This is a genomic window from Chitinophaga sp. 9-1-y, from assembly GCF_059511905.2.
Window position 1 is genome coordinate 7,345,400 of the sequence record NZ_CM197955.1, and the last position, 20,317, is coordinate 7,365,716.

22 protein-coding genes are annotated in these 20,317 nt (G+C 45.5%); 9 read left to right on the forward strand and 13 right to left on the reverse strand.

Features of this window, described 5'->3' with window-relative positions; all coding sequences use genetic code 11:
- Positions 1 to 23 precede the first annotated feature (23 nt).
- Both AC5ZC7_RS29200 and AC5ZC7_RS29205 read left to right on the forward strand, forming a co-directional pair.
- Positions 24 to 1,997 carry a thiamine pyrophosphate-dependent enzyme gene (locus tag AC5ZC7_RS29200; RefSeq protein ID WP_496160942.1) on the forward strand — a complete coding sequence of 658 codons (1,974 nt, stop codon included), beginning with the start codon at positions 24 to 26 and terminating at the stop codon, positions 1,995 to 1,997.
- A gap of 69 nt (positions 1,998 to 2,066) precedes the next feature.
- Positions 2,067 to 2,210: a hypothetical protein gene (locus tag AC5ZC7_RS29205; protein WP_211970874.1), complete on the forward strand. Its 144-nt coding sequence runs from the start codon at positions 2,067 to 2,069 to the stop codon at positions 2,208 to 2,210.
- Positions 2,211 to 2,295: 85 nt separating this feature from the next.
- On the opposite strand, the gene AC5ZC7_RS29210 is transcribed toward AC5ZC7_RS29205, so the two are convergent.
- From AC5ZC7_RS29210 to AC5ZC7_RS29225, 4 genes are all read right to left on the reverse strand, one after another.
- Entirely contained in the window at positions 2,296 to 3,675 is a 1,380-nt protein-coding gene (locus tag AC5ZC7_RS29210; protein ID WP_496160943.1) for a redoxin family protein, read from the reverse strand.
- A gap of 99 nt (positions 3,676 to 3,774) precedes the next feature.
- Entirely contained in the window at positions 3,775 to 4,317 is a 543-nt protein-coding gene (locus AC5ZC7_RS29215; protein WP_496160944.1) for an O-acetyl-ADP-ribose deacetylase, read from the reverse strand.
- 3 nt (positions 4,318 to 4,320) lie between these two features.
- Complete coding sequence (locus AC5ZC7_RS29220) at positions 4,321 to 5,106, reverse strand: NYN domain-containing protein (protein ID WP_496160945.1); 786 nt, start codon at positions 5,104 to 5,106, stop codon at positions 4,321 to 4,323.
- A gap of 124 nt (positions 5,107 to 5,230) precedes the next feature.
- Positions 5,231 to 5,701 carry a ferritin-like domain-containing protein gene (locus AC5ZC7_RS29225; RefSeq protein WP_496160946.1) on the reverse strand — a complete coding sequence of 157 codons (471 nt, stop codon included), beginning with the start codon at positions 5,699 to 5,701 and terminating at the stop codon, positions 5,231 to 5,233.
- A 259-nt stretch (positions 5,702 to 5,960) separates the two neighbouring features.
- Here AC5ZC7_RS29225 and AC5ZC7_RS29230 point away from each other — a divergent pair, with 259 nt between their 5' ends.
- On the forward strand, positions 5,961 to 7,061 hold the full coding sequence (locus AC5ZC7_RS29230; protein ID WP_511911289.1) for an MFS transporter: 1,101 nt from the start codon (positions 5,961 to 5,963) through the stop codon (positions 7,059 to 7,061).
- Positions 7,062 to 7,259: 198 nt separating this feature from the next.
- Here AC5ZC7_RS29230 and AC5ZC7_RS29235 read toward each other — a convergent pair whose 3' ends face one another.
- The 4 genes from AC5ZC7_RS29235 to AC5ZC7_RS29250 all read right to left on the reverse strand — a co-directional run bounded on the left by AC5ZC7_RS29235 (position 7,260) and on the right by AC5ZC7_RS29250 (position 12,101).
- Positions 7,260 to 8,750, reverse strand: coding sequence for a DNA recombination protein RmuC (locus AC5ZC7_RS29235; protein WP_496160948.1), 1,491 nt, complete (start codon positions 8,748 to 8,750; stop codon positions 7,260 to 7,262).
- Positions 8,751 to 8,993: 243 nt separating this feature from the next.
- Positions 8,994 to 10,070: an iron-containing alcohol dehydrogenase gene (locus AC5ZC7_RS29240; protein WP_496160949.1), complete on the reverse strand. Its 1,077-nt coding sequence runs from the start codon at positions 10,068 to 10,070 to the stop codon at positions 8,994 to 8,996.
- A gap of 20 nt (positions 10,071 to 10,090) precedes the next feature.
- Positions 10,091 to 10,816 carry a 3-deoxy-manno-octulosonate cytidylyltransferase gene (gene kdsB, locus AC5ZC7_RS29245; protein WP_496160950.1) on the reverse strand — a complete coding sequence of 242 codons (726 nt, stop codon included), beginning with the start codon at positions 10,814 to 10,816 and terminating at the stop codon, positions 10,091 to 10,093.
- A gap of 94 nt (positions 10,817 to 10,910) precedes the next feature.
- On the reverse strand, positions 10,911 to 12,101 hold the full coding sequence (locus AC5ZC7_RS29250; RefSeq protein WP_496160951.1) for an aminotransferase class I/II-fold pyridoxal phosphate-dependent enzyme: 1,191 nt from the start codon (positions 12,099 to 12,101) through the stop codon (positions 10,911 to 10,913).
- Between the two features lie 118 nt (positions 12,102 to 12,219).
- On the opposite strand from AC5ZC7_RS29250, the gene AC5ZC7_RS29255 reads away from it, so the two are divergent.
- Both AC5ZC7_RS29255 and AC5ZC7_RS29260 read left to right on the forward strand, forming a co-directional pair.
- Positions 12,220 to 12,657, forward strand: coding sequence for a DUF4440 domain-containing protein (locus AC5ZC7_RS29255; RefSeq protein WP_496160952.1), 438 nt, complete (start codon positions 12,220 to 12,222; stop codon positions 12,655 to 12,657).
- Positions 12,658 to 13,117: 460 nt separating this feature from the next.
- Positions 13,118 to 13,663, forward strand: coding sequence for a CAP domain-containing protein (locus AC5ZC7_RS29260; RefSeq protein WP_496160953.1), 546 nt, complete (start codon positions 13,118 to 13,120; stop codon positions 13,661 to 13,663).
- On the opposite strand, the gene AC5ZC7_RS29265 is transcribed toward AC5ZC7_RS29260, so the two are convergent.
- Positions 13,664 to 13,951: a hypothetical protein gene (locus tag AC5ZC7_RS29265; RefSeq protein WP_496160954.1), complete on the reverse strand. Its 288-nt coding sequence runs from the start codon at positions 13,949 to 13,951 to the stop codon at positions 13,664 to 13,666.
- An 18-nt stretch (positions 13,952 to 13,969) separates the two neighbouring features.
- The gene (locus AC5ZC7_RS29270) at positions 13,970 to 14,710 is read right to left on the reverse strand and encodes a GH25 family lysozyme (protein WP_496160955.1); all 741 of its coding nucleotides are present in this window, start codon (positions 14,708 to 14,710) and stop codon (positions 13,970 to 13,972) included.
- A 130-nt stretch (positions 14,711 to 14,840) separates the two neighbouring features.
- Here AC5ZC7_RS29270 and AC5ZC7_RS29275 point away from each other — a divergent pair, with 130 nt between their 5' ends.
- From AC5ZC7_RS29275 to AC5ZC7_RS29285, 3 genes are all read left to right on the forward strand, one after another.
- Complete coding sequence (locus AC5ZC7_RS29275; RefSeq protein ID WP_496160956.1) at positions 14,841 to 15,866, forward strand: SPASM domain-containing protein; 1,026 nt, start codon at positions 14,841 to 14,843, stop codon at positions 15,864 to 15,866.
- A gap of 112 nt (positions 15,867 to 15,978) precedes the next feature.
- Complete coding sequence (locus tag AC5ZC7_RS29280) at positions 15,979 to 16,341, forward strand: BlaI/MecI/CopY family transcriptional regulator (protein ID WP_477077732.1); 363 nt, start codon at positions 15,979 to 15,981, stop codon at positions 16,339 to 16,341.
- A gap of 5 nt (positions 16,342 to 16,346) precedes the next feature.
- Positions 16,347 to 17,993, forward strand: coding sequence for a TonB family protein (locus AC5ZC7_RS29285; protein ID WP_496160957.1), 1,647 nt, complete (start codon positions 16,347 to 16,349; stop codon positions 17,991 to 17,993).
- A gap of 3 nt (positions 17,994 to 17,996) precedes the next feature.
- Here the strand turns inward: AC5ZC7_RS29285 and AC5ZC7_RS29290 are convergent, their stop codons facing one another.
- The 3 genes from AC5ZC7_RS29290 to AC5ZC7_RS29300 are packed head-to-tail and all read right to left on the reverse strand — an operon-like array spanning position 17,997 to position 19,052.
- The gene (locus AC5ZC7_RS29290) at positions 17,997 to 18,344 is read right to left on the reverse strand and encodes a hypothetical protein (RefSeq protein ID WP_496160958.1); all 348 of its coding nucleotides are present in this window, start codon (positions 18,342 to 18,344) and stop codon (positions 17,997 to 17,999) included.
- 20 nt (positions 18,345 to 18,364) lie between these two features.
- Positions 18,365 to 18,832: a hypothetical protein gene (locus AC5ZC7_RS29295; protein ID WP_496160959.1), complete on the reverse strand. Its 468-nt coding sequence runs from the start codon at positions 18,830 to 18,832 to the stop codon at positions 18,365 to 18,367.
- A 25-nt stretch (positions 18,833 to 18,857) separates the two neighbouring features.
- Complete coding sequence (locus AC5ZC7_RS29300) at positions 18,858 to 19,052, reverse strand: YtxH domain-containing protein (protein WP_079471452.1); 195 nt, start codon at positions 19,050 to 19,052, stop codon at positions 18,858 to 18,860.
- Between the two features lie 217 nt (positions 19,053 to 19,269).
- Between AC5ZC7_RS29300 and AC5ZC7_RS29305 the strand changes: the two genes are divergently transcribed.
- The gene (locus AC5ZC7_RS29305; protein ID WP_496160960.1) at positions 19,270 to 20,316 is read left to right on the forward strand and encodes an AI-2E family transporter; all 1,047 of its coding nucleotides are present in this window, start codon (positions 19,270 to 19,272) and stop codon (positions 20,314 to 20,316) included.
- Position 20,317 lies beyond the last annotated feature (1 nt).

Sequence of the window (20,317 nt, forward strand, 5' to 3'; positions counted from 1 at the left end):
CACTGCCTGTTAAAAAGCCCACCATGTACTTTGACCGGTCGGACCTGAACGATGCACAATTAACATCTTTCTACAAAGCCCTGCTTTATCCACGGCTTATAGAGGAAAAAATGCTGTTGCTGTTGCGGCAGGGAAGAATCAGTAAATGGTTTTCCGGCATAGGCCAGGAAGCTATTGCCGTAGGCGCCACCCTGGCGCTCGATACAGACGAATGGATCATGCCCCTGCATCGTAACCTCGGCGTATTTACCACTCGTGACATGCCCCTGGATAAGCTACTCCTGCAATGGCAGGGTAGTGAACATGGCTACAGCAAAGGACGGGAACGCTCCTTTCATTTTGGAAGCCAGCCACATCGCATCTGCGGCATGATTTCGCACCTGGGCCCCCAGCTGTCTATTGCCGATGGGATTGCCCTGGCACATCAGCTGAAGAAAGAAAAGAAAGTATCCCTCACCTTTACCGGCGAAGGAGGCAGCAGCGAAGGCGAATTCCATGAAGCCCTCAATGTGGCCGCGGTATGGGGTCTTCCGGTGATTTTTCTTATTGAAAATAATGGTTACGGGCTGAGTACCCCCGTTACTGAACAATATCATTGTGCCAGCCTGGTGGATAAAGCCATCGGGTATGGCATGGAAGGCGTGCAAATAGACGGTAACAACCTACTGGAAGTATACCAAACCGTGCGTACCGCGCGGGCTTACGCCATTCAGCAGCAAAAGCCGGTGTTGATAGAAGCCATGACCTTTCGCATGAGAGGCCATGAAGAAGCCAGTGGCGTTAAATACGTACCTCCTGCCCTTTTTGAAGAATGGGGAAAGAAAGATCCTATTCTGCAATACGAAACCTGGCTACAGGAAATTAATCTCCTTACCCCTGCTAATATCGCTGCCATTCGCGAGGAACTGAAACATGATATTGAAGCAGCAGTAGCCCGGGGATTGGTAGACACGCCAATTATTGCCAGCACTGCAAAAGAAGTCAACGACCTGTACGCCCCCGCACCTGCTGTGGTGCCCGCTACCCCACTATCTTCCGAAAAACGCTTTATCAACGCTATTTCTGATGGTCTGAAACAAGCCATGGAAAAGCATCCTGAGCTGATCCTCCTGGGACAGGATATTGCCGAATATGGTGGCGCGTTTAAAATCACGGAAGGTTTAGTGGAAATTTTTGGGAAAGACAGGGTACGCAATACGCCCTTATGTGAAAGCGCTATTGTAGGGACCGCCCTTGGACTTTCCATTGGTGGCTTCAAAAGCGTGATGGAGATGCAGTTTGCCGATTTTGTGACGTGTGGCTTTAACCAGATCGTGAACAACCTTGCTAAAATACATTACCGCTGGGGACAACCGGCAGATGTGGTTATTCGCATGCCTACCGGCGCCGGCGTTGGAGCAGGTCCTTTCCACTCCCAAAGTAACGAAGCCTGGTTTACCCATGTTCCGGGCCTGAAAGTAGTATACCCTGCTACCCCGGCAGATGCCAAAGGCCTGCTAACTGCGGCCATTGCCGATCCCAACCCGGTCATGTTCTTCGAGCACAAGGCCCTTTACCGGAGTGTGAGCGGTAGCGTACCGGAAGAGTATTACACCATTGAGATAGGAAAAGCCGCGCTCATACAACACGGGGATGATATCAGCATTATCACCTATGGCAGCGGTGTTCACTGGGCCATGGAGTATGCCATTCAGCACCCCGAGATCTCTATCGGTATCCTGGACCTCCGTACCCTGGTGCCGCTGGATTATGCTGCTATCCGCCAAATTGTTGCTGCTACCGGCAAAGTGCTGGTACTCCATGAAGACACGCTCACCGGCGGCTTTGGGGCTGAAATAGCGGCCTGGATTGCCGAGCACTGCTTCTCCCTGCTGGATGCCCCCGTAATGCGGTGCGCCAGCCTGGATACCCCTGTTCCATTTGCAGGGGCACTGGAAAAAAATTTTCTCGCCAAATCAAGGCTGGATGAGTGTATAGCGCAATTAACCACATGGTAATGCCGCCTTTGATTGGGAATTTGGGCCGAAAGTTTTAATTTGCATCCGGAATTAATAAATCATTATACTATGTTGACGAATCTTTTAACAGTAGTACACACCACTAACTTTTATAAAGTTGGCGATAGTATTGGTCACTTTTTGGCGCCTGTAGCCATTATTGTTTTTGCTGCAATGTTTATTTACGCCTGGGTGAAGTACGCAAAAATCTAACAACATCCGCTTTTTCACATCGCACTATACAACAAAAGGCTTCCCATAACAGGAAGCCTTTTGTATTTCTGCTATCGGAACTTTCTTATCCTTTAGCCAATACCTTCTCTATTAACGCCTTCAGTTCCGGCTCAGACGGACAAGGCGCGTCAATATTTACAATATTGCCCTGTTGATCAAATACCATGAAACGGGGAATACCTTTGATATCATAGTTTTTAGTGATGTCACTCCAGCCGCTCATGAAAATCTGTGTTCCCTTCATTTCCTGTTTCTTCACAAATTCAATCCATTTCTGTTTATCTTTTGCTTCATCTACGGAGCAGCCCAGGAATACAACGTTTTTACCTTCCATTTCTTCTTCCAGCTTACTAAGGTGGGGCATTTCCGCTTTGCAGGGGCCACACCAGGTAGCCCAAACATCTACTACCACTACCTTTCCTTTGAGGTCTTTAAGGGAAACCTGTTTACCATTTACATCTTCACCGGAGAAGTTAATAGCTGGTTCGCCGGCAGCAAAGTGACGAAGACTCTTTTCATAAGCCAGGTAACGCTGCTTCTGCAGGTCTGTTACCAGGTATTGCTGAACAGGCGCAATGGCTGCGGTGAGTTTTTCAAATGTGGTGTAGCTGTTCAGCAGTTGGGTAATAGCCACGGCTTTCACGCTATCATTGCCAAATAAGGCCGCCGCATCCCGCAAACGATCTGCAGGATTAGGCCTTTCCTTTGGCATAAACGTGATGGTATTAAAGGTGGCGTAAAGCGTGGTTATCGCCGCCCCGTCGCCATTTTGCAGTAACCTGGCGTCGCTGTATTTGTGGTCTTGTATCACCTGTTTATAGTACACCGGGCGTTGCGCCAGGGTTGGATGCATGGTCCGTGGCGTGAGTAAAAACAGCATTGCCGCATGCTCAACGTCAACATCCATAGTGTATTTCAGGAGGTCATTGAATTTTTTGTTGGGCGTATTTACCGCTTTTTTCAAGCCGGCCACTTTAGGTGTAAAGGCCTCCAGCACGGGGAAATACGACATGTACGTGGTGGTATCCGTGTTCACCGCCGGGAGCACAATAGGCTTTAGCTGCTGATCCCATTGCTGCAGGGCTTTGTTTTCCGCAGATCCTGCCTGTACCGTGTAGTCGTCACCGTTTAAGGTAAGCTGCAGCTGGTCGCCGGATTTCAGGTATACGCGGGCATCTCTTCCTTTGACACCAGTGGCGGACAAATAATAGAACCCCTCTTTAGGTGTAGATAATGCAAAGGCGAAGCTGTGATTTTCATTGACCATGGCGGTGGCTACTTCTTCTTTACGGCCTTCTGCTACAGCATAGAGGGTAACTTTCTTTACTTTTTCATTGGCGGCTTTGCCCTGGATAACGGCAAGGGAGGATCCCGGTACTGGTCCGGCATAGGTGCTGGTAAAAGCCATAGCGGCCATCACCGGCATCAGTCGATGTAATTTCATTACTGGTTTTTTTAATGGTTTGGTGGTTTTGATATATGCGTTCAAATATAGCGAAGCTCCCGTGATCGGCCTTCGCATTTTATGATTAACGGCGCAAATTTATTCCTCCGGGCGTATATGCTGGTTATAATATTGTTCGGTATAGCGTAGGTTTTCCGCATCAAAACACACAAATATCACTTCTTCCATTTCCGGATGAGTTTCCAGGTATTTCACTACTGTATTCATGGCAATAAAGGCGGCCAGGTCTTTAGGGAAATGATAAATCCCGGTGCTGATATTGGGAAACGCTACAGATGTCAGATGATGCCGGGAGGCCAGTTCCAGGGAGTGCTGGTAGCAGTTAGCCAGTAGTTTTTCTTCCTGGTGTATGCCATTATTCCATACGGGTCCTACGGTGTGAATAACATGTTTGGCAGGTAAATGGCCGGCGGTAGTGATCACCGCTTCACCCGTTTTGCATCCACCCTGCCGGGCCACAATAGCCCTGCAATCGGCCAGAATAGCCGGTCCGCCGGCTCTGTGAATAGCGCCATCTACACCTCCACCGCCTAACAAAGATGAATTGGCCGCGTTAACAATGGCGTCTGCTTTTACTTTCGTGATATCGCCCTGGATTATTTTGATTTTTCGGAATGCCATAGGTTATACAGTTCTTACATATACGAGTTTCCCGGTTTTCTTACCACTTTCCCGGATATCAATTTCGAAGTTAGGGAAGCTTTTCAACAGCTGTAGCAGCTTGTTGAAGCCATAGTTACGGGCGTCAAAGTCGGGTTGTTTCTTCAGCAACAGGTTGCCTAACTCACCCAGATAGGCCCATCCGTCTTCATCAGCGATATCATTTACGCTGGTAGACAGCAGGGTAACTAATTGCTTATCCGCCTTGCTGATGCTATTCCGTTTGCCTTTGGCAGATTTTGTTTTGCCGCCGGTGTCTGTGTCTGTATCTGCATCCGTATCGTTGTCTGCATCTACTTTTTTACGTACCTGCAATATTTCCAGGTAGATGAATTTATCGCAGGCTGCCCGGAAAGCGCTGGGCGTTTTCTTTTCTCCCATACCATATACCCGCATCCCTGCTTCGCGGAGACGGGTGGCTAGCCGCGTAAAATCGCTATCGCTCGATACCAGGCAAAATCCGTCTACCCGACCGGTATATAAAATATCCATGGCATCAATGATCATGGCTGAATCGGTAGCATTTTTTCCGGAGGTATAACTGTATTGCTGAATGGGGGTAATGGCATAGTCGAGCAGCACGCTCTTCCAGCCCACTACAGTAGGTTTGGTCCAGTCGCCATAAATTCTTTTAAATGTAGGGTTGCCATACTTCGCCACTTCTTCCAGCATACCCTTGATATTATGATACGGTATATTGTCTGCGTCTATCAGGACCGCCAGGCGGAGGTCACTTGTAGTATTATCCATTGTTTTACATTTTTGGGATGAAGGGTTAACGCATAACAAATGTAGCCAATTACTGAAAACTAAAAACGTGTTAGTTACAGCCTGTTTTTACTGCAACTAACACGTTTTTAATTTCACTGAAAAACTATTTGAGGTAGGAACGTATCATCCAGGCCAGCTTGAGGTGCTTTTGCAACATTTGCGTAGCAAAATCCGCAGCGCCTTTGTCTTTATACTTTTCATCGAACTCGTCTATCAGTCTGCGCAGGTTGCGGATAATTGTTTCATGATCATCCAGCAGCTCCTGCAGTTGGGTTTTCTGATTGTTGGAATATTCAGATTCCAACAGGTGAGTGAGTTTTAATACATCTGCATAGCGTCCTTGTGCATAATGTCCAATGGAACGAATGTATTCTGCTACTTCGTCACCGTATTCTTCCAGCTCTTCATATTGTTCTTCAAAGAACTTGTGCATTTCCATGAAGTTGCTGCCTTCGATATTCCAGTGGGAATTTCTTGTTTTAGCATAAATCAGCAGTTCGTCTGCCAGTACTTTATTTAACTCTAATGCTATTTCTTTTGTGTGTTCTGCTGATACCCCAATATTGATTTTCATATCATAGCGTTTTTTTGGTTACTATAAATTTACAAAATCCGACAACAGATAGTTATGACACTTGTCATGATTTAACAACTGGTTAATATAAACAGGTACCACCTTGTTTTTGTTCATGCTGTTTCGGCGTCAATTACTTTGCTAAAATTGTACCATAGTTACTAATTTTGCGTACATGTATCAGTCGACAGGGAGAATTTACAGTCTGCATTTCATCCTACTTTGCCTTAGCAATGCTCTTTTTTCTGCCAGCTTTAACATGATGATACCTGAGCTGCCGGCTTATCTTACCAGGATGGGTGGTGCAGATTACAAGGGATATATCATTGGTTTGTTTACATTAATGGCGGGACTTTCACGTCCATTCAGTGGTAAGCTGACTGATACTGTGGGGCGGGTACCTGTCATGATATTCGGATCACTTATCTGTGTGGTTTGTAGCTTGTTGTACCCGATGATTAGTTCTGTAGGGGCTTTCCTGTTATTGCGTTTTTTTCATGGATTTTCCACTGGTTTTAAGCCTACGGGCACATCGGCCTATGTATCTGATATGGTGCCGATAAACCGGCGCGGAGAAGCCATGGGTATGGTTGGTTTGTTCAGTACTATTGGTATGGCGATGGGTCCTGCTATTGGCGGCTATGTTGCGGTACGATGGAATATTAACATTATGTTCCAGCTGTCGGCGGTATTTGCGTTGTTGTCAGTGGTGATTCTGATAGGCATGAAAGAAACCCTGACAAATAAGCAGCCATTCCGGTTATCGTTACTGAAAATTTCTGGTGATGAAATTTTTGAACCTTTGGTATGGTCACCGGTCATTGTTTGTTTTCTTACCTATTTCAGTTATGGCGTAATACTGACTATTATTCCCGACTTCTGCGCTTTCCTGGGCATTCCCAATAAAGGTGTATTCTATACTTTCTTCACGGCCAGTTCTATCGGCATCCGGTTGCTGGCAGGCAAAGTGTCTGACCAATACGGGCGGGTACCCATATTGAAAGCCTCTTCTGTCCTGATGGCTGGTTCTATGCTGATGATGGGATTAACGAACAGCAGTACTTTATTGATGGCATCGGCAGTGGTATATGGCATCTCTGTAGGACTCAACTCTCCGGCAGTTACGGCGTGGACGGTTGATCTTGGCCGGCCTGAGCATCGTGGACGTGCATTAGCGAGCATGTACATAGCCATGGAAGCGGGTATCGGGCTGGGGGCCTATTTTTCTGCTTTTATTTACAACAACCAGTCGTCTAATTTCCCGCTCACCTTTTATGTGATGGCAGGTATTACACTAATGGCGACTTTATATCTCAGCTTTATCTATCGCCCCAGGAAAACGGAGCAATCGGTGATGTAAACAATGTTATCGGACTCAGTAAACAACAGCTACCCACTCCATAAGAAATAGCTGCTGACACCAGTAAGATCGTGTGACCACTCCTGTTACAAGGCATGACCGGCTACGTTAATAAGAGATAACCGGTGCAAGCAAAAAAGAGTAAGCATATTGCCAGCAAGCCCTCCATCACTGTAAAGCATGGAGGGCAGTATCATTTTAGGATTCGAATATCCCGTTCTCTTCAGGCCCAGGCGTTTCGGGTATTGCCTCTTCTCCTGACGGCAGGTCTGCCGGAATTACGGCGATCGATTCTTCCTCCGGAGGCAGCGAGTCTGTAATCATCTCTTTAGACAACATTTTCTTGTTATCGAGACCCAGCTTACGCATCTTCTCCGCCCGCCCTACCAGGTTACCATTACCAGACGTGAGCTTATTCATGGCGCCGTCATAGGCGTTCTGGCTACGTTTCAGGTGTTCCCCGATCAGGCCCATATCTTCTGCGAAACCTACAAACTTATCATAGAGGGCACTCCCTTGCCGCACAATTTCTTCCGCATTTTTGTTCTGCTTATCCAGTCGCCACATGTTATCAATCACCCTCAGGGTAGCCAGTAATGAGGGCACACTCACCAATATGATTCTTTTACGGAAGGCAAAGTCATACAGGTCTTCGTCCTGCTGCATGATTGCCAGTGCATAAGCTGGTTCAATGGGGATAAACAGCATTACAAAGTCGGTCGTATTTTTATAGAGTGTATGATATGCTTTGGCGCTTAATTCACCGATGTGGTTTTTAACTGACTGCAGGTGCATTTTCAGCGCGTATTTTTTATCGTCATCGGTGGTGGCGCTGCAATATTGTTCGTAGGCTTTCAGCGATACTTTGGAGTCAATGACCAGTTGCCTGTTTTCGGGTAATTGCAGCACCAGGTCGGGTTTTCTCAGCTGCCCGGTTTCATCCCTCTGAGCGTCCTGCGTAAAGTAATGCACGCCTTTTTCCAGGCCGGATGCCTCTAACACTCTTTCCAGTATCATTTCTCCCCAATTCCCTTGTTTCTTGGTATCTGCTTTCAGGGCATTGGTGAGGTTATTGGCTTCTTTAGAAAGGGTTTGATTGAGCAAGAGTAAGCGTTGCAGCTCATTTTTCAACTCTGTACGCTGCGCGGTTTCTGCCAGCAGGGATTGTTGCACGCTGCTACGGAAGTTATCTATCTTCTCTGATAACGGTTTCAGTACGTCATCCATCTTCACTTTATTTTGTTCCATGAAGGTGCCGGAGATTCGCTGTAATAGCTGCTGGGCAATATTTTCAAATTGCACTTTAAAGTCTTGCTGCACCTGTTGCAACCGTTCTTTTTCTCCCAACAACTGTTGTTGCAAATATTTATTCTGCTCCATTAGTCGCCCTTGTTCAGACATCAGCACAGAAAACTCTTCGTTTATTCGTTCCAGTTGCTGCTGCTTTTCTTTTACCAGTGCGGCTTTATCATCCAGCATACTTTGCAGGTAGTCTTGTTTGGCTTCCAGCAGGTGGTATTGTTCCTGCTGAGCGGCATAACTGGCCTGCAAGCCGGTGTAACTGGTTTGTACCGCGCTGAGTTGCTGCGCCTGCGCCGCCGCTTGTGCCTGCTGTTGCTGCTTTGCAGCAAACAAACAGTACCCCAACACCAGTAACCCTATTCCCGAAATAATCAATAGTATCAGCATGATAATCTTCCCCCTTTAACAATAATACTTTCTTTCTACGCATTGAATTTGCGTGGTGGATATTGTCTGCATCAGGATTAAACTGATTAGACTGATTTATCAGATTTTATTTTTCTTATTTCCCTAATAAAAAATTCGGGAAAACATAAGCGGATAAATTCACTTATATCTTCCCGAATCTTATTAAATCAAAAGATAAAAATCAGTCTAATCAGTTTAATCCTGATGCAGACAATATCCGCGCTATAACCGCTCGTACAGCTTACGCAGTCTTTCGCGGGTCATAATTTCTTTCCAGTCTTTACCCAGTGCGTTTTCCCACAGCGGCGCCATACCCAATGATACATTAATCATGGTGTCGAATTGCTCATCCGTCAAGCCCTTGGTAATGCCTTGCGGGATGTCAATGTTATGCTTTTTCACCATTTCCTTGAACTTCGCCACGCCTTCCGGATAGAACTCTTCCAGCTTGTCAAACACAATACAGTTACCGATACCATGTTTAGTCCCCAACAGGTAAGCCAATCCGTAGCTCACCGCGTGGGCCACCCCTACCTGGGAATAAGCGATGCTCATTCCACCGGCATAAGATGCCATCATCAGTTTCTCATCTGCATCATCATCCCATTTTTCTTTCTGCAGGAAAATTTCTTCACACAGTTCCTGTGCTTTTTCCCCATAAGATTGGCTGAATGCATTCAGATAAGTACCTGTCAATGATTCTACGCAGTGTATAAAGCAATCCATGGCTGTATAAAAGCGCTGGTTAGGCTCCACTGTTTTTGTCAGAGAAGGATCCAGTACAATCTGATCAAAGGGAGTAAAGTCGGAGTTCATACCCAGTTTACGGGTAGGACCTGTTAACACGCAGGTACGGCTCACTTCTGCACCGGTACCGGAAATGGTGGGAATACCTACTTTATACACACCGGCCACCTTTACGAGGTCCCAGCCCTGGTAATCGGCAGAAGAGCCCGGGTTGGTCATCATCAAAGCTACTGCTTTGGCCATGTCCATTACGGAACCGCCACCAATACCAATAATACCGGATACGGCGCCAAATTCAGCCTTCAGCTCATCACGGATTTTATCTACCGTTTTGGTTTTAGGCTCATCCGTTACATCAATCACCACAATCTTGTCCTTACCCTGTAACGGTATGCGGGACAAAAATTCCTGCTTATCCTGGAAATACTCATCCACAAAAAATATCATGGGAGCATCACCTACGCGCTTAGGGGCCAGTATTTCACCCAGCTGATCAAAACATCCGCTGCCGTAAACTACGTAGTCCACCATTTTAAAGTTCCTGAATTTCATATATCCCTGTTAGTTAGATGTTATAAAAGTTTTGCTGCTTTCTCCAGGTCTTCCGGAGTGTCAATTTCCACGCCCATGTAAGACGTCACCACCATTTTCATCGGGATGCCATTTTCCAGGTAACGCAAACATTCAATCTTTTCTGCCGCCTCCAGCGGAGTTACCGCCATCTGCGTGAAGTCTAGTAATGTTTGTTTGCGGAATGCGTAAATGCCGATATGCTCGTAGTAAATCGACTGCACATTTTTATCGCGTGGATAAGGAATCACAGAGCGGGAAAAGAACAGCGCATTGAAATTTTTGTCGACCGCCACTTTCACATAGTTAGGGTCTTCTATGGAAACAGGATCTTTCAACACCTGCATCAGCGAAGCTACCTTTACCGCCTTTCCTTCTTCTCCTTCAAATACCTTCAACAGCTTTTCCAATGGCTCTTTCTGTGTAAATGGTTCATCTCCCTGCACATTCACTACAATATCTACCTCCATATCTACAACGGCTTCGGCTATACGATCGGTACCGCATTCATGTTCCTTCTGGCTCATGACCGCCTTACCACCATTGTTAACAATTTCATTGTAGATCAGTTCACTGTCTGTTACCACCATCACCTCATCAAATACCCCAGTATTCACCGTTGATTCATAGGTACGCAGAATCACTGATTTGTCTCCCAGTTTTGCCATCATCTTACCAGGAAAACGGGAGGCGCCATAACGGGCAGGTATCAACGCAACTTTTCTCATGTCGTATAATTTTGATCGCGCAAAGCAGCTGAGCAGCAAAGACGTAAAAAATTAAATTACAAATTTCCCGGCGTCTTTACTGCTGTATATGTGCTTACAATGCGCTTTTAACAGCCTTCACCAGCTTTTCAGCTCTTTCCTGGATTTCTGCATCGCTCCAGCCCAGGTTAATAGGGGTGGAAATATTTCTGCCAATGATGGCATCAGACGCAGGGAATTCTTTTGTTTTATACACTTCCATTGCTTGTTTCAGCTCTTTCGCAAAAGGAGTTAATACAGCTCCTTCTTTGAAATGCTGCCACTGGCGGATATAGTGCCAGTTATTGTCGTAGTAATGGAACGCTGCCAAACCGGCTGCTTTCATGGCAGCAGCAGCTTTCGCCGCTTGTGCTGTTTCCGGCAGGAAGAACGACAGGAAAGTAGCGCTATCGCCGGCTTCATCTGGTAAGCGGCGGAAAGTTACGCCCGGCACAGTAGCCAGCGCATCTTTAAATATTTTCTTGGTTTTACGCTGTATCGCCAGGAAGTTGTCGAGCTTGCGGATTTGCGCCAGCCCTACTGCAGCGTGCAGTTCGGAGATACGGTAGTTGTAACCAATAAACGGATGCAGGTCTGCCCCACGGTCTACGCCGAGGTGGTCGTGTCCATGGTCCGTGTATCCGTCACATTTAGTATAAACATCTTTGTTATTGGTAATGATAGCACCACCTTCTGCACAGGTAATGGTTTTTACAAAGTCGAAAGAAAACGTACCGGCGTCACCGATAGATCCCAGTGCTTTGCCTTTGTAAGAGGCGCCGAACGACTGGCACGCATCTTCCAACAGGAGGAGGTTATGTTTTTTGCAGATTGCCTGCAATGCGTCCAGATCAGCCATAGCACCACACATATGCACCGGCATTACTGCTTTGGTACGGGGAGTGATGGCAGCTTCCACCGCCTTGGGGTCCAGGGTGAGGGTATCATCCACATCTACGAGTACCGGGATGGCACCTACAGAAAATACAGATTCAAAGCTGGCAACAAATGTAAAGGTGGGCATGATGATTTCATCGCCGGCACCGAGTCCGAGTGCAGCCATCGCTGTAGTTAACGCGGCCGTACCACTGGAAGCAAGCTGGGTATACTGTACATTCAGTTTATCGCAAATAGCCTGTTCCAGCTCTTTTGCTTTCCAGATGCCTTTACGCGGACCATCAAATCCGTAACGCATCATGATACCGGTTTCCAGTACGTCGTTTACTTCTTTCCTTTCCTCGGCTCCAAATAGTTCATATCCGGGCATAAACTGTTGATTTTTAAATATAATTGTAAGTGATGTGCTAAAAATAGTGCTGCAAAGTTACTATAATCAGCATTGCGTTACATCGGAAAAACTGTTTATCTTTTGCTAAAAATTTAACATGCGTTTTATTCTGTTCCTTATGCTATTGGGCGCCACAGCGGCATTACCTGCCAGTGCCCAGCAGGCACCATCCGGCGACCAACAAAAAATTACTGCGCTCATGACAGCCCAAACCACGGCCTGGAATAAGGGTGATATCGATGGCTTCATGCAAACGTACTGGCATTCCGACTCCCTGCTCTTTATCGGCAAAAGCGGCGTCACCTATGGCTGGCAAGCTACGCTGGATCGTTACAAGAAAACCTACCCCGATGCTACCACCATGGGCCAACTGGATTTCAAACTGCTGGAATTCAAGCCCCTGGCTCCTAATGTATACCTGTTGATTGGTAAATGGCACCTTCAGCGGACCATCGGCGACCTGGAAGGACATTTCAGCCTGGTATTAAAGAAAATCAAAGGAGAATGGAAAATTATTGCTGACCATAGCAGTTAAAAAAACCATCCTATGATTAGGATGGCCGTTATACACCACAACATTAAAGAAGTTCGGGACTTCTTCATGAAAAAAGTAGGGCTTCAAACCAGATATGGTAATCTTTTTAAAGTCTGTACAAGAGATGAGGCACAAAGACTATTCCACCCCGTAAACAGGGCACTTTCCCGGTGATAGCGAACTGTATACGGGGCGCCTGCTCCACAAATCCCTGATTCACAATGGGAAATAAATACAACGGTCGGCTGCTGAAATATAGCAGTTGTGATTAACATTAGATTTACAAAAGCTATAATCTATTTTTCATATCTACTTCCTATCTTTGATACTCGTTTTAACCCATAACCTCTGGTCAACCAACTATAGTTTTAATCAAGTTCCTTTCCTAAAGCCTCTTTTTAGTTTTAATCAAAGTCCTGTTTAGAACCCGGTATCTATTTACTATAACTTATTACTAGTTATGTCCGGGAAAATTATCCGTACTGCCGTCATCATGATGGCCACTATTTTTTATTGCAGTTGCACCAAAAACGCTGGTGTTACCCCCATTGAGCCAGGCAAAAATCCGCCGGCAGATACTTCTGTTGTACCTGAAAACAAAGTAGACCGCAACGCTTTGCTGGTATTGGTAAACGGACTACGCAGCCATGGATGTAAATGTGGAACGGATCAAATGCCACCGGTAGGATCACTTACCTGGAATGGCTTGCTGGAAAAAGCGGCGTATGACCATAGCAAAGACATGGCGGTCAACAAATACTTCGACCACAACTCTCCCGATGGTACTACACCTGGCGCACGGTTGGACGCTGCCGGTTATAAGTGGAATTACTATGGAGAAAATATTGCTACCGGTAACATGGATGAACAAGCCGTTATCCTGGGTTGGCTAAACAGTCCGAAACACTGTCATAATATGATGGATCCCATGTTTACAGAAATTGGCGTGGGCCGCTACAATAGCAGCTGGACGATGGAGTTGGGCAAAAGAAATTCGGTGCATTAATCAGGGCGCGCTCATTTTTTTGCGCCAGGCACGCCGTACGTAGTAAAGGTAGGCAAGCAGTGTAATGCCAAACCAGCTATAGAAAAAAATCATCCTGCCGGGGGTAGATGCCTCCGGCTCGGCAAAGCCTAAATACAGACCCAGGAATACATTACTCATCATCCAGAATAACCCGATGAAGATGGTGCGCATAATTTTTATGAGAAAATGAAACAACTCATAATCCATCTTATTCGGATCTTCCGGTGGTACTTCCGGATTTTCTGTTGTAGCGGGTTCTTCTGCCATAGTGAATGATATGCACTGCTAAGGTATGCACAGTTTTGCAAGTGCAGCACTATCTCCCTTAAATACATTAAAATCTACGGTGGTACGGATACCGTTTACCCGGCCAATGTCACTGTGCTGCCAAAACAGCCATGCACGGTCCGAACGGGGTTTCTCTTTCTGGTAATAGTGCGCAATCCATAACGGGTAACGGTCGAATTCGTTGCCCAGGTAGGTTTCGTAAAAATGAATATTGGTGTAAATGATGGGTTTTACCTTATACACCTTTTCCATTTCTTCCAGCCAGATCTTTGCAGTACTCCGGATCACGGCAGCCGGCTGATTATTACTGGTTTCTATGTCCAGCACAGGCGGCAGGTCGCCGGATTGCAGGTCTGCCACGTTGTGAAAATTAATGGCTTGTTTCAACGGGTCCCGGGTAGCATAAAAGAAATGGTAGGCTCCCCGGATAATACCGGCCTTCCCCGCTCTGTCCCAGTTTTGCTTAAAAGCAGCATCCTGCCGGGTGATGCCTTCTGTTGCCTTAATAAACGCAAAGGATATACGAATTTTATCTACCTGCATTTGCTTCACGGCCTGCCAGTTAATCTCTTTCTGAAACTTAGACACGTCAATGCCGTGAACTTTATAGTTCACCGGCATATCTATTCCAAATTCCTCATACCTCACAAAGGTGATCCCTTTATCGCGCTCTTTCCACCATACATAGGCCAGTATAGCCACTATTACTAATAATAATCTGATCCAGATGCTTTTCACTTTGCTTCAGTTAGTTGCAGGGTAATTGGGTAAGGATACTGTAATAATTGCCGACAGCCCTTTTTTTTCAGCAAGTATAGGCTATAATTTGTTTAAAGGGGCTACTTTTACAACGGTCAAGTGAATTTTTATGCCCGATTTTAACCTGAAGGACACCCTTAATTTGTTTTCCAAATTCACCCTGCGCCGTGGTATTAACGCCGGAAAAGTGCTTGGAAGCTATTTTATGAGTAAATGGACTGGAAAACCTGTTCAATGGGGATATCCTATTTCCATCTCCTTTGAACCTACCACCTCCTGCAATCTGCGCTGCCCGGAATGTCCGAGCGGGTTAAGGGCTTTTACACGCCCCACTGGTATGCTGGAACAGGATTTCTTCAGGAAAACCATCGATGAAATTTCAAAAGAGCTGCTTTACCTGATTTTTTATTTCCAGGGAGAACCATACCTCAACACCAGCTTCCTTGACATGGTAAAGTATGCTTCCTCCAAAGGCATTTATACCGCCACTTCCACCAATGCCCATTACCTTACAGATGCCAATGCGAAAAAGACGGTAGAAAGTGGGCTGGATCGGCTGATCATCTCGATTGACGGTACTACCCAGGACGTATATACGCAGTATCGCGTAGGTGGCCACCTGGACAAAGTGATCCAGGGCGCTAAAAACATTGTGAAGTGGAAAAAAGAACTGAATTCTTCCAAACCCTTTGTTTTCTTCCAGTTCCTGGTAGTAAAACCCAATGAACACCAGATAGAAGACATTAAAAGGCTGGCCAAAGAAATAGGCGTAGACCAGGTGCGGTTTAAAACAGCACAGGTATATGATTATGAAGAAGGCAACCGCTTAATTCCTACTATCGACAAATACTCCCGGTATCATCGTAATGAAGACGGTACTTACGCCATTAAAAACAAACTCGGCAACCATTGCTGGCGCTTATGGCATTCTCCCGTAGTGACCTGGGACGGCCTTGTAGTGCCTTGCTGCTTCGACAAAGATGCTCAACACCGCCTCGGCGACCTGAAAAAAGAATCTTTCAAAGCACTGTGGCACAATAAAGAGTATATCCGTTTCCGTAGTCAGATCCTCGAAACCCGCAAAAACATTGACATCTGCGCTAATTGTAGCGAAGGTACCAAAGTGTGGGGCTAAACTTATCCTGTTTAATTATTTTAACAACTGATAACCAGTCAATTACTACGTACATAGTTTAAATACTACAAAAATAGTTTTTAAACTACAAAAATAGTAATAGATTAGTGTTATGAAAAAGCTATCCCGTAAAGAAGAAGAATTGATGCAGGTAATATGGGACCTGGAAAAGGCATTTGTAAAAGATGCCATCGAGCATTTACCCGATCCCAAACCTCACTACAACACCATTGCCACGCTTATGAAGCGGCTGGAAGAAAAAGGGTATCTCGCCCATCATGAATATGGTGGCTCCTACGAGTACTACCCCATCATCAAAAAAGAAAGTTATAAAGACACCTTCATGAAAAAGGTGCTGAATACCTTCTTCGATAACTCGTATCTCAATATGCTGGCGTACTTTGCCAAAGAAGAAAAAATCAGTCCGGAAGAAATGAAGGAACTGGTGAAGATGATTGAGAAAGATAAAAAATAACGTGTATGCCTACCCTGTTTCTATATATCCTGCAAGCATCAGGATGCATGACGCTCTTATATCTCCTTTATATAGCCTGCTTTAAGAAAGAAACATTTTACCGCTACAACAGGCTACTGCTGCTCAGCGCATTTATTTGCTCCGCTATATTCCCGCTGCTACCCATTCCTGCTTTTCAGTGGGCATCAACGCCGGCTACAGACACACCGCATACAATGGTGTATTTCAACAACACTCCTTCCGCCCAGGTACATACGTCAGTTCATCCGGGAGCAGTAGCGCATCCCTGGTGGGAACCATTTGTGCAACATGCTGTTACCGGGATGCTAGCCGTGTATCTTATTGTAGCAGGGATACTATTGCTGATACATGTATGGCAACTGGTAAAAATCTGGCAACTGGCCCAAACGGGACAAGCAAACACACAAAATAATATCCGGTATGTGCAGATAAACGGGCTTACGGCCACCTTTTCCTTTCTCCGGACCATCTTTTTTGACGCTAACGCCCACGAGCCTACGGAACTACAACATATACTCCGGCATGAAGAAGCGCATGTACAACAGTACCACTCTGTCGATATCCTATTGTCATCCCTGTACTGCTGCCTGTGCTGGATAAATCCCTTTGCGTGGCGTTGTAAAAAATCGCTGCAACTGAACCTCGAATTCCTGGCAGATGAAGCGGCCCTGCTAACCTTTGACACGCCCACTGCCTACCAGTACAGCTTAATAAAGATGAGCGCCCTGCGCAGCCCGGTGGCGATTGTGAATCATTTCGGTAAATCATTCATTAAAAACAGAATACTTATGATGAACAAAACCCAATCTTCCCGTAAACGTACCTGGCGGTACCTGCTGCTGCTGCCGGTACTAGCACTCATGGCCGGCCTTTTATCTGCCACCACCAATGAAATAGCACAACCCGGTGCCGACAAATACCTGGTCACCGAAAATGGCGTCATACATGGTATGATAACCCGTTTGACAACTGATGAGGATCTGGCAAACATGAAGACTGTATTGGCCTCAAAGGGTATCCATATTACATGGCCTGTGCTAAAACGCAATACCGCCGGGGAAATTACCAACATCCGGTTTGAAGCAAAGGACAAGCGTAGCGGTCTGGTAGAAACATTAGATGATAATCCTATCTCCGCCTTCTTCTTCTTTTTTGCAGAAAATGAGAGCGGTATTGGAGATACGCCATTTAAACGCACACCACAAAGTTTGCTAAACCGGGCGATCGCTGAAAGTAATGGGAGGACAAAAGGCATCACCACAGATTCTACCTTCAGACAGCGTTTTCCCGGCGGTAATGAGGGGTACACAAAATTTCTTGCCAGGAATGTCCGTTATCCACGCCATTGCCAGGAACACAACATCGTTGGTAATGTAATAACGCAGTACCAGATTTTGCCAAGTGGTGAAGTTACAAATGCTGAAGTATTATTATCCCCTGATAAGATGATGGGAGACGAAGTAGTACGGATCATAAAAATGATGCCTGTTTTCAAACCAGATGTAGCAGGTAAAACAGTAACTGTTGCGCTGACCATCGCATTTCAGCTAGAGGTATCCGGAAAAGCGCTCAAAAGCCCAGACGTAATCCAGGATGGTGCAGTAGTAGTAACAGGATATGGTAAACAGTAGCCATTATTCCGCCACAGGTTCTTTCTTCTTTTTCCTGGATTTAGTGACCTTATTAAACAGGTTGATACCCAACTGAACACCTATAAATTCCAGGACAGTCATCAATGCCCCGGTAGCAAAATTCTTTACTTTACCACTTCCCCAGGCCATCTTAGCCACATTCATGGCTATGTTGAGGGCACTGCTATGTTTAGCGCTACCGGGGATCACTGCATTCAGGGCCATCTTTTTATAGTTGTCCCTGAAATAATCTACCCGGTTACCCATTTCATTTTCCAATTCTTTGGAGCGCATTTTCAAACGGGCAATTTCCAGCTCCAATGTTTCGAAGCTGTTTATCTTTTTAGGCATGTGTAAAGATTTTGCATTGATTATCCTCTTGTAGTGTTTTCAGTGGCTTCATCATCCGGTACATATCCATGATCCTCCACAGGTGGTTCCTGTTTTGCACGTTGATTATGAATGTGATTGGAACGCTCATCGCTCTCTGTCATCTCATCCAGTAATTCTGTGATCAGCAAATTAGCCAACGGCCGTTGTATCAATTGCTTACGGAATAACAGGATGATGAGGAATAATACCACAAACAAACCGGCAGCACAGCTAAACCCAATGGTAAAGCTACCCGTCATTTCCCCGATCCAGAAACCAACCACCATTCCCAGGAATACAATCACGAAAAAGAACAGCAGGAAAGCCATCGTCAGTGAGAAAAATAATCCCAAAGCCTTCGATAACTTTCCCGCTGCCTGGAGCTTAATCAGGTCCAGTCTGGTTTCCAGGTATTCCCTGGCTACTTTTCCCGTTTGGTTAAAGTAGTTGCCGAAATTATCTTCCATGCAAATAAATTTATTCAAATGGGGTTTACGCCAACTCGTTCTCTAACTCATCCTGAAACTGATCTTTTTTCTTTCTCCATTTTTCTTTCAGCTTTTCAGACTGATCTCTCAGCTTTTCTACCAGCTCATCTTTTTTGTCTGAATTCAGAAAATAACCTACCGCAACGCCTACGGCTGCACCTACAATAAATGAAACCACGGCTTTTGAACTTGTACTCATAACTAAGGTTTTAAAGATGTTATAAATTAGGTTTTCTTTTTGGTACCATGGATTCAACAAACATTATTCCATAAATGACAATTATACAAAACTTGCGTGCCAAATCCCCCGCTTTAAGAACAAGCACCATGCAATTTTGTTTAGTGTTTGGAAAGGCAACACGACTGTCGTTGGTCTGCTTTTTGACATTCGGGGAATTTAGACGATATTATGTACTATGAGCTATCTTGACAATGACCGCCTGAAACAAATTGGTTTTTTATTACTGATCCTTTTCCTGGCCATTCTCCTTTTTATGGAGATGTTTACCTTTTTCCCCGGCTTTCTGGGAGCTGTAACCCTATACGTAATTTGCAGGAAATGGATGTTCAGGCTTACGGAACAACGCAAATGGAATAAAAGCCTGGCCGCCACCCTGCTGCTGGTGCTTTCCTTCCTTATCATATTGTTACCAGTAGGCATGCTCGTTAATATGCTGACCGCCAAAATCACCTACGCCGCCAGCCATTCTACAGAATTGATAAACAGCCTGAAACAAACCAATGCCCGATTGGAAGAAAGCCTGGGTATGGGCCTGCTCACCCCCGATCGCCTGCAAAAGTTACAGGAAAAAGTTACGGCCATATTACCCGGTTTCGTGGGTGCCACTTTCAACACCCTCACCACTATTGCCATGATGTATTTTATGCTATATTTTATGCTGGTAAATGGGCGAAAAATGGAGGAGAACCTGTACGAATATATTCCCCTGAAAGATGAAAATGTGGAAAGACTGGGTAAAGAGTTCAACACCCTGGTTATTGCCAACGCTGTGGGAATTCCACTTATTGCGGTGGTGCAGGGTATCGTATCACTGATTGGTTATCTTATTTTTGGGATCCCTCAACCCTTCTTCTGGTTTGTAGTTACCTGCTTTACCGCCATGTTGCCTGTTATTGGCGCTGCCGCGGTATATGTGCCATTAGGCGTATACCTGTTGGCAACAGGTAACACCTGGCAAGGCATTGCTATACTGGTGTATGGATTTGGTGTTGTGGGTACTTCCGATAATATTGCCCGCATGCTGCTGAACAAACGAATTGCAGATGTACATCCGCTGATTACCATTTTTGGGGTAATCATTGGCGTTAGTCTGTTCGGCTTTATCGGACTTATTTTTGGACCCTTGCTGATCTCTATGTTTATATTGTTACTGGAAATATACGGGAATGAGTTTGTGGTGAAGAGAAGAGATCTGACCAGTAAAAAAACGGCCGCAAAGTAAA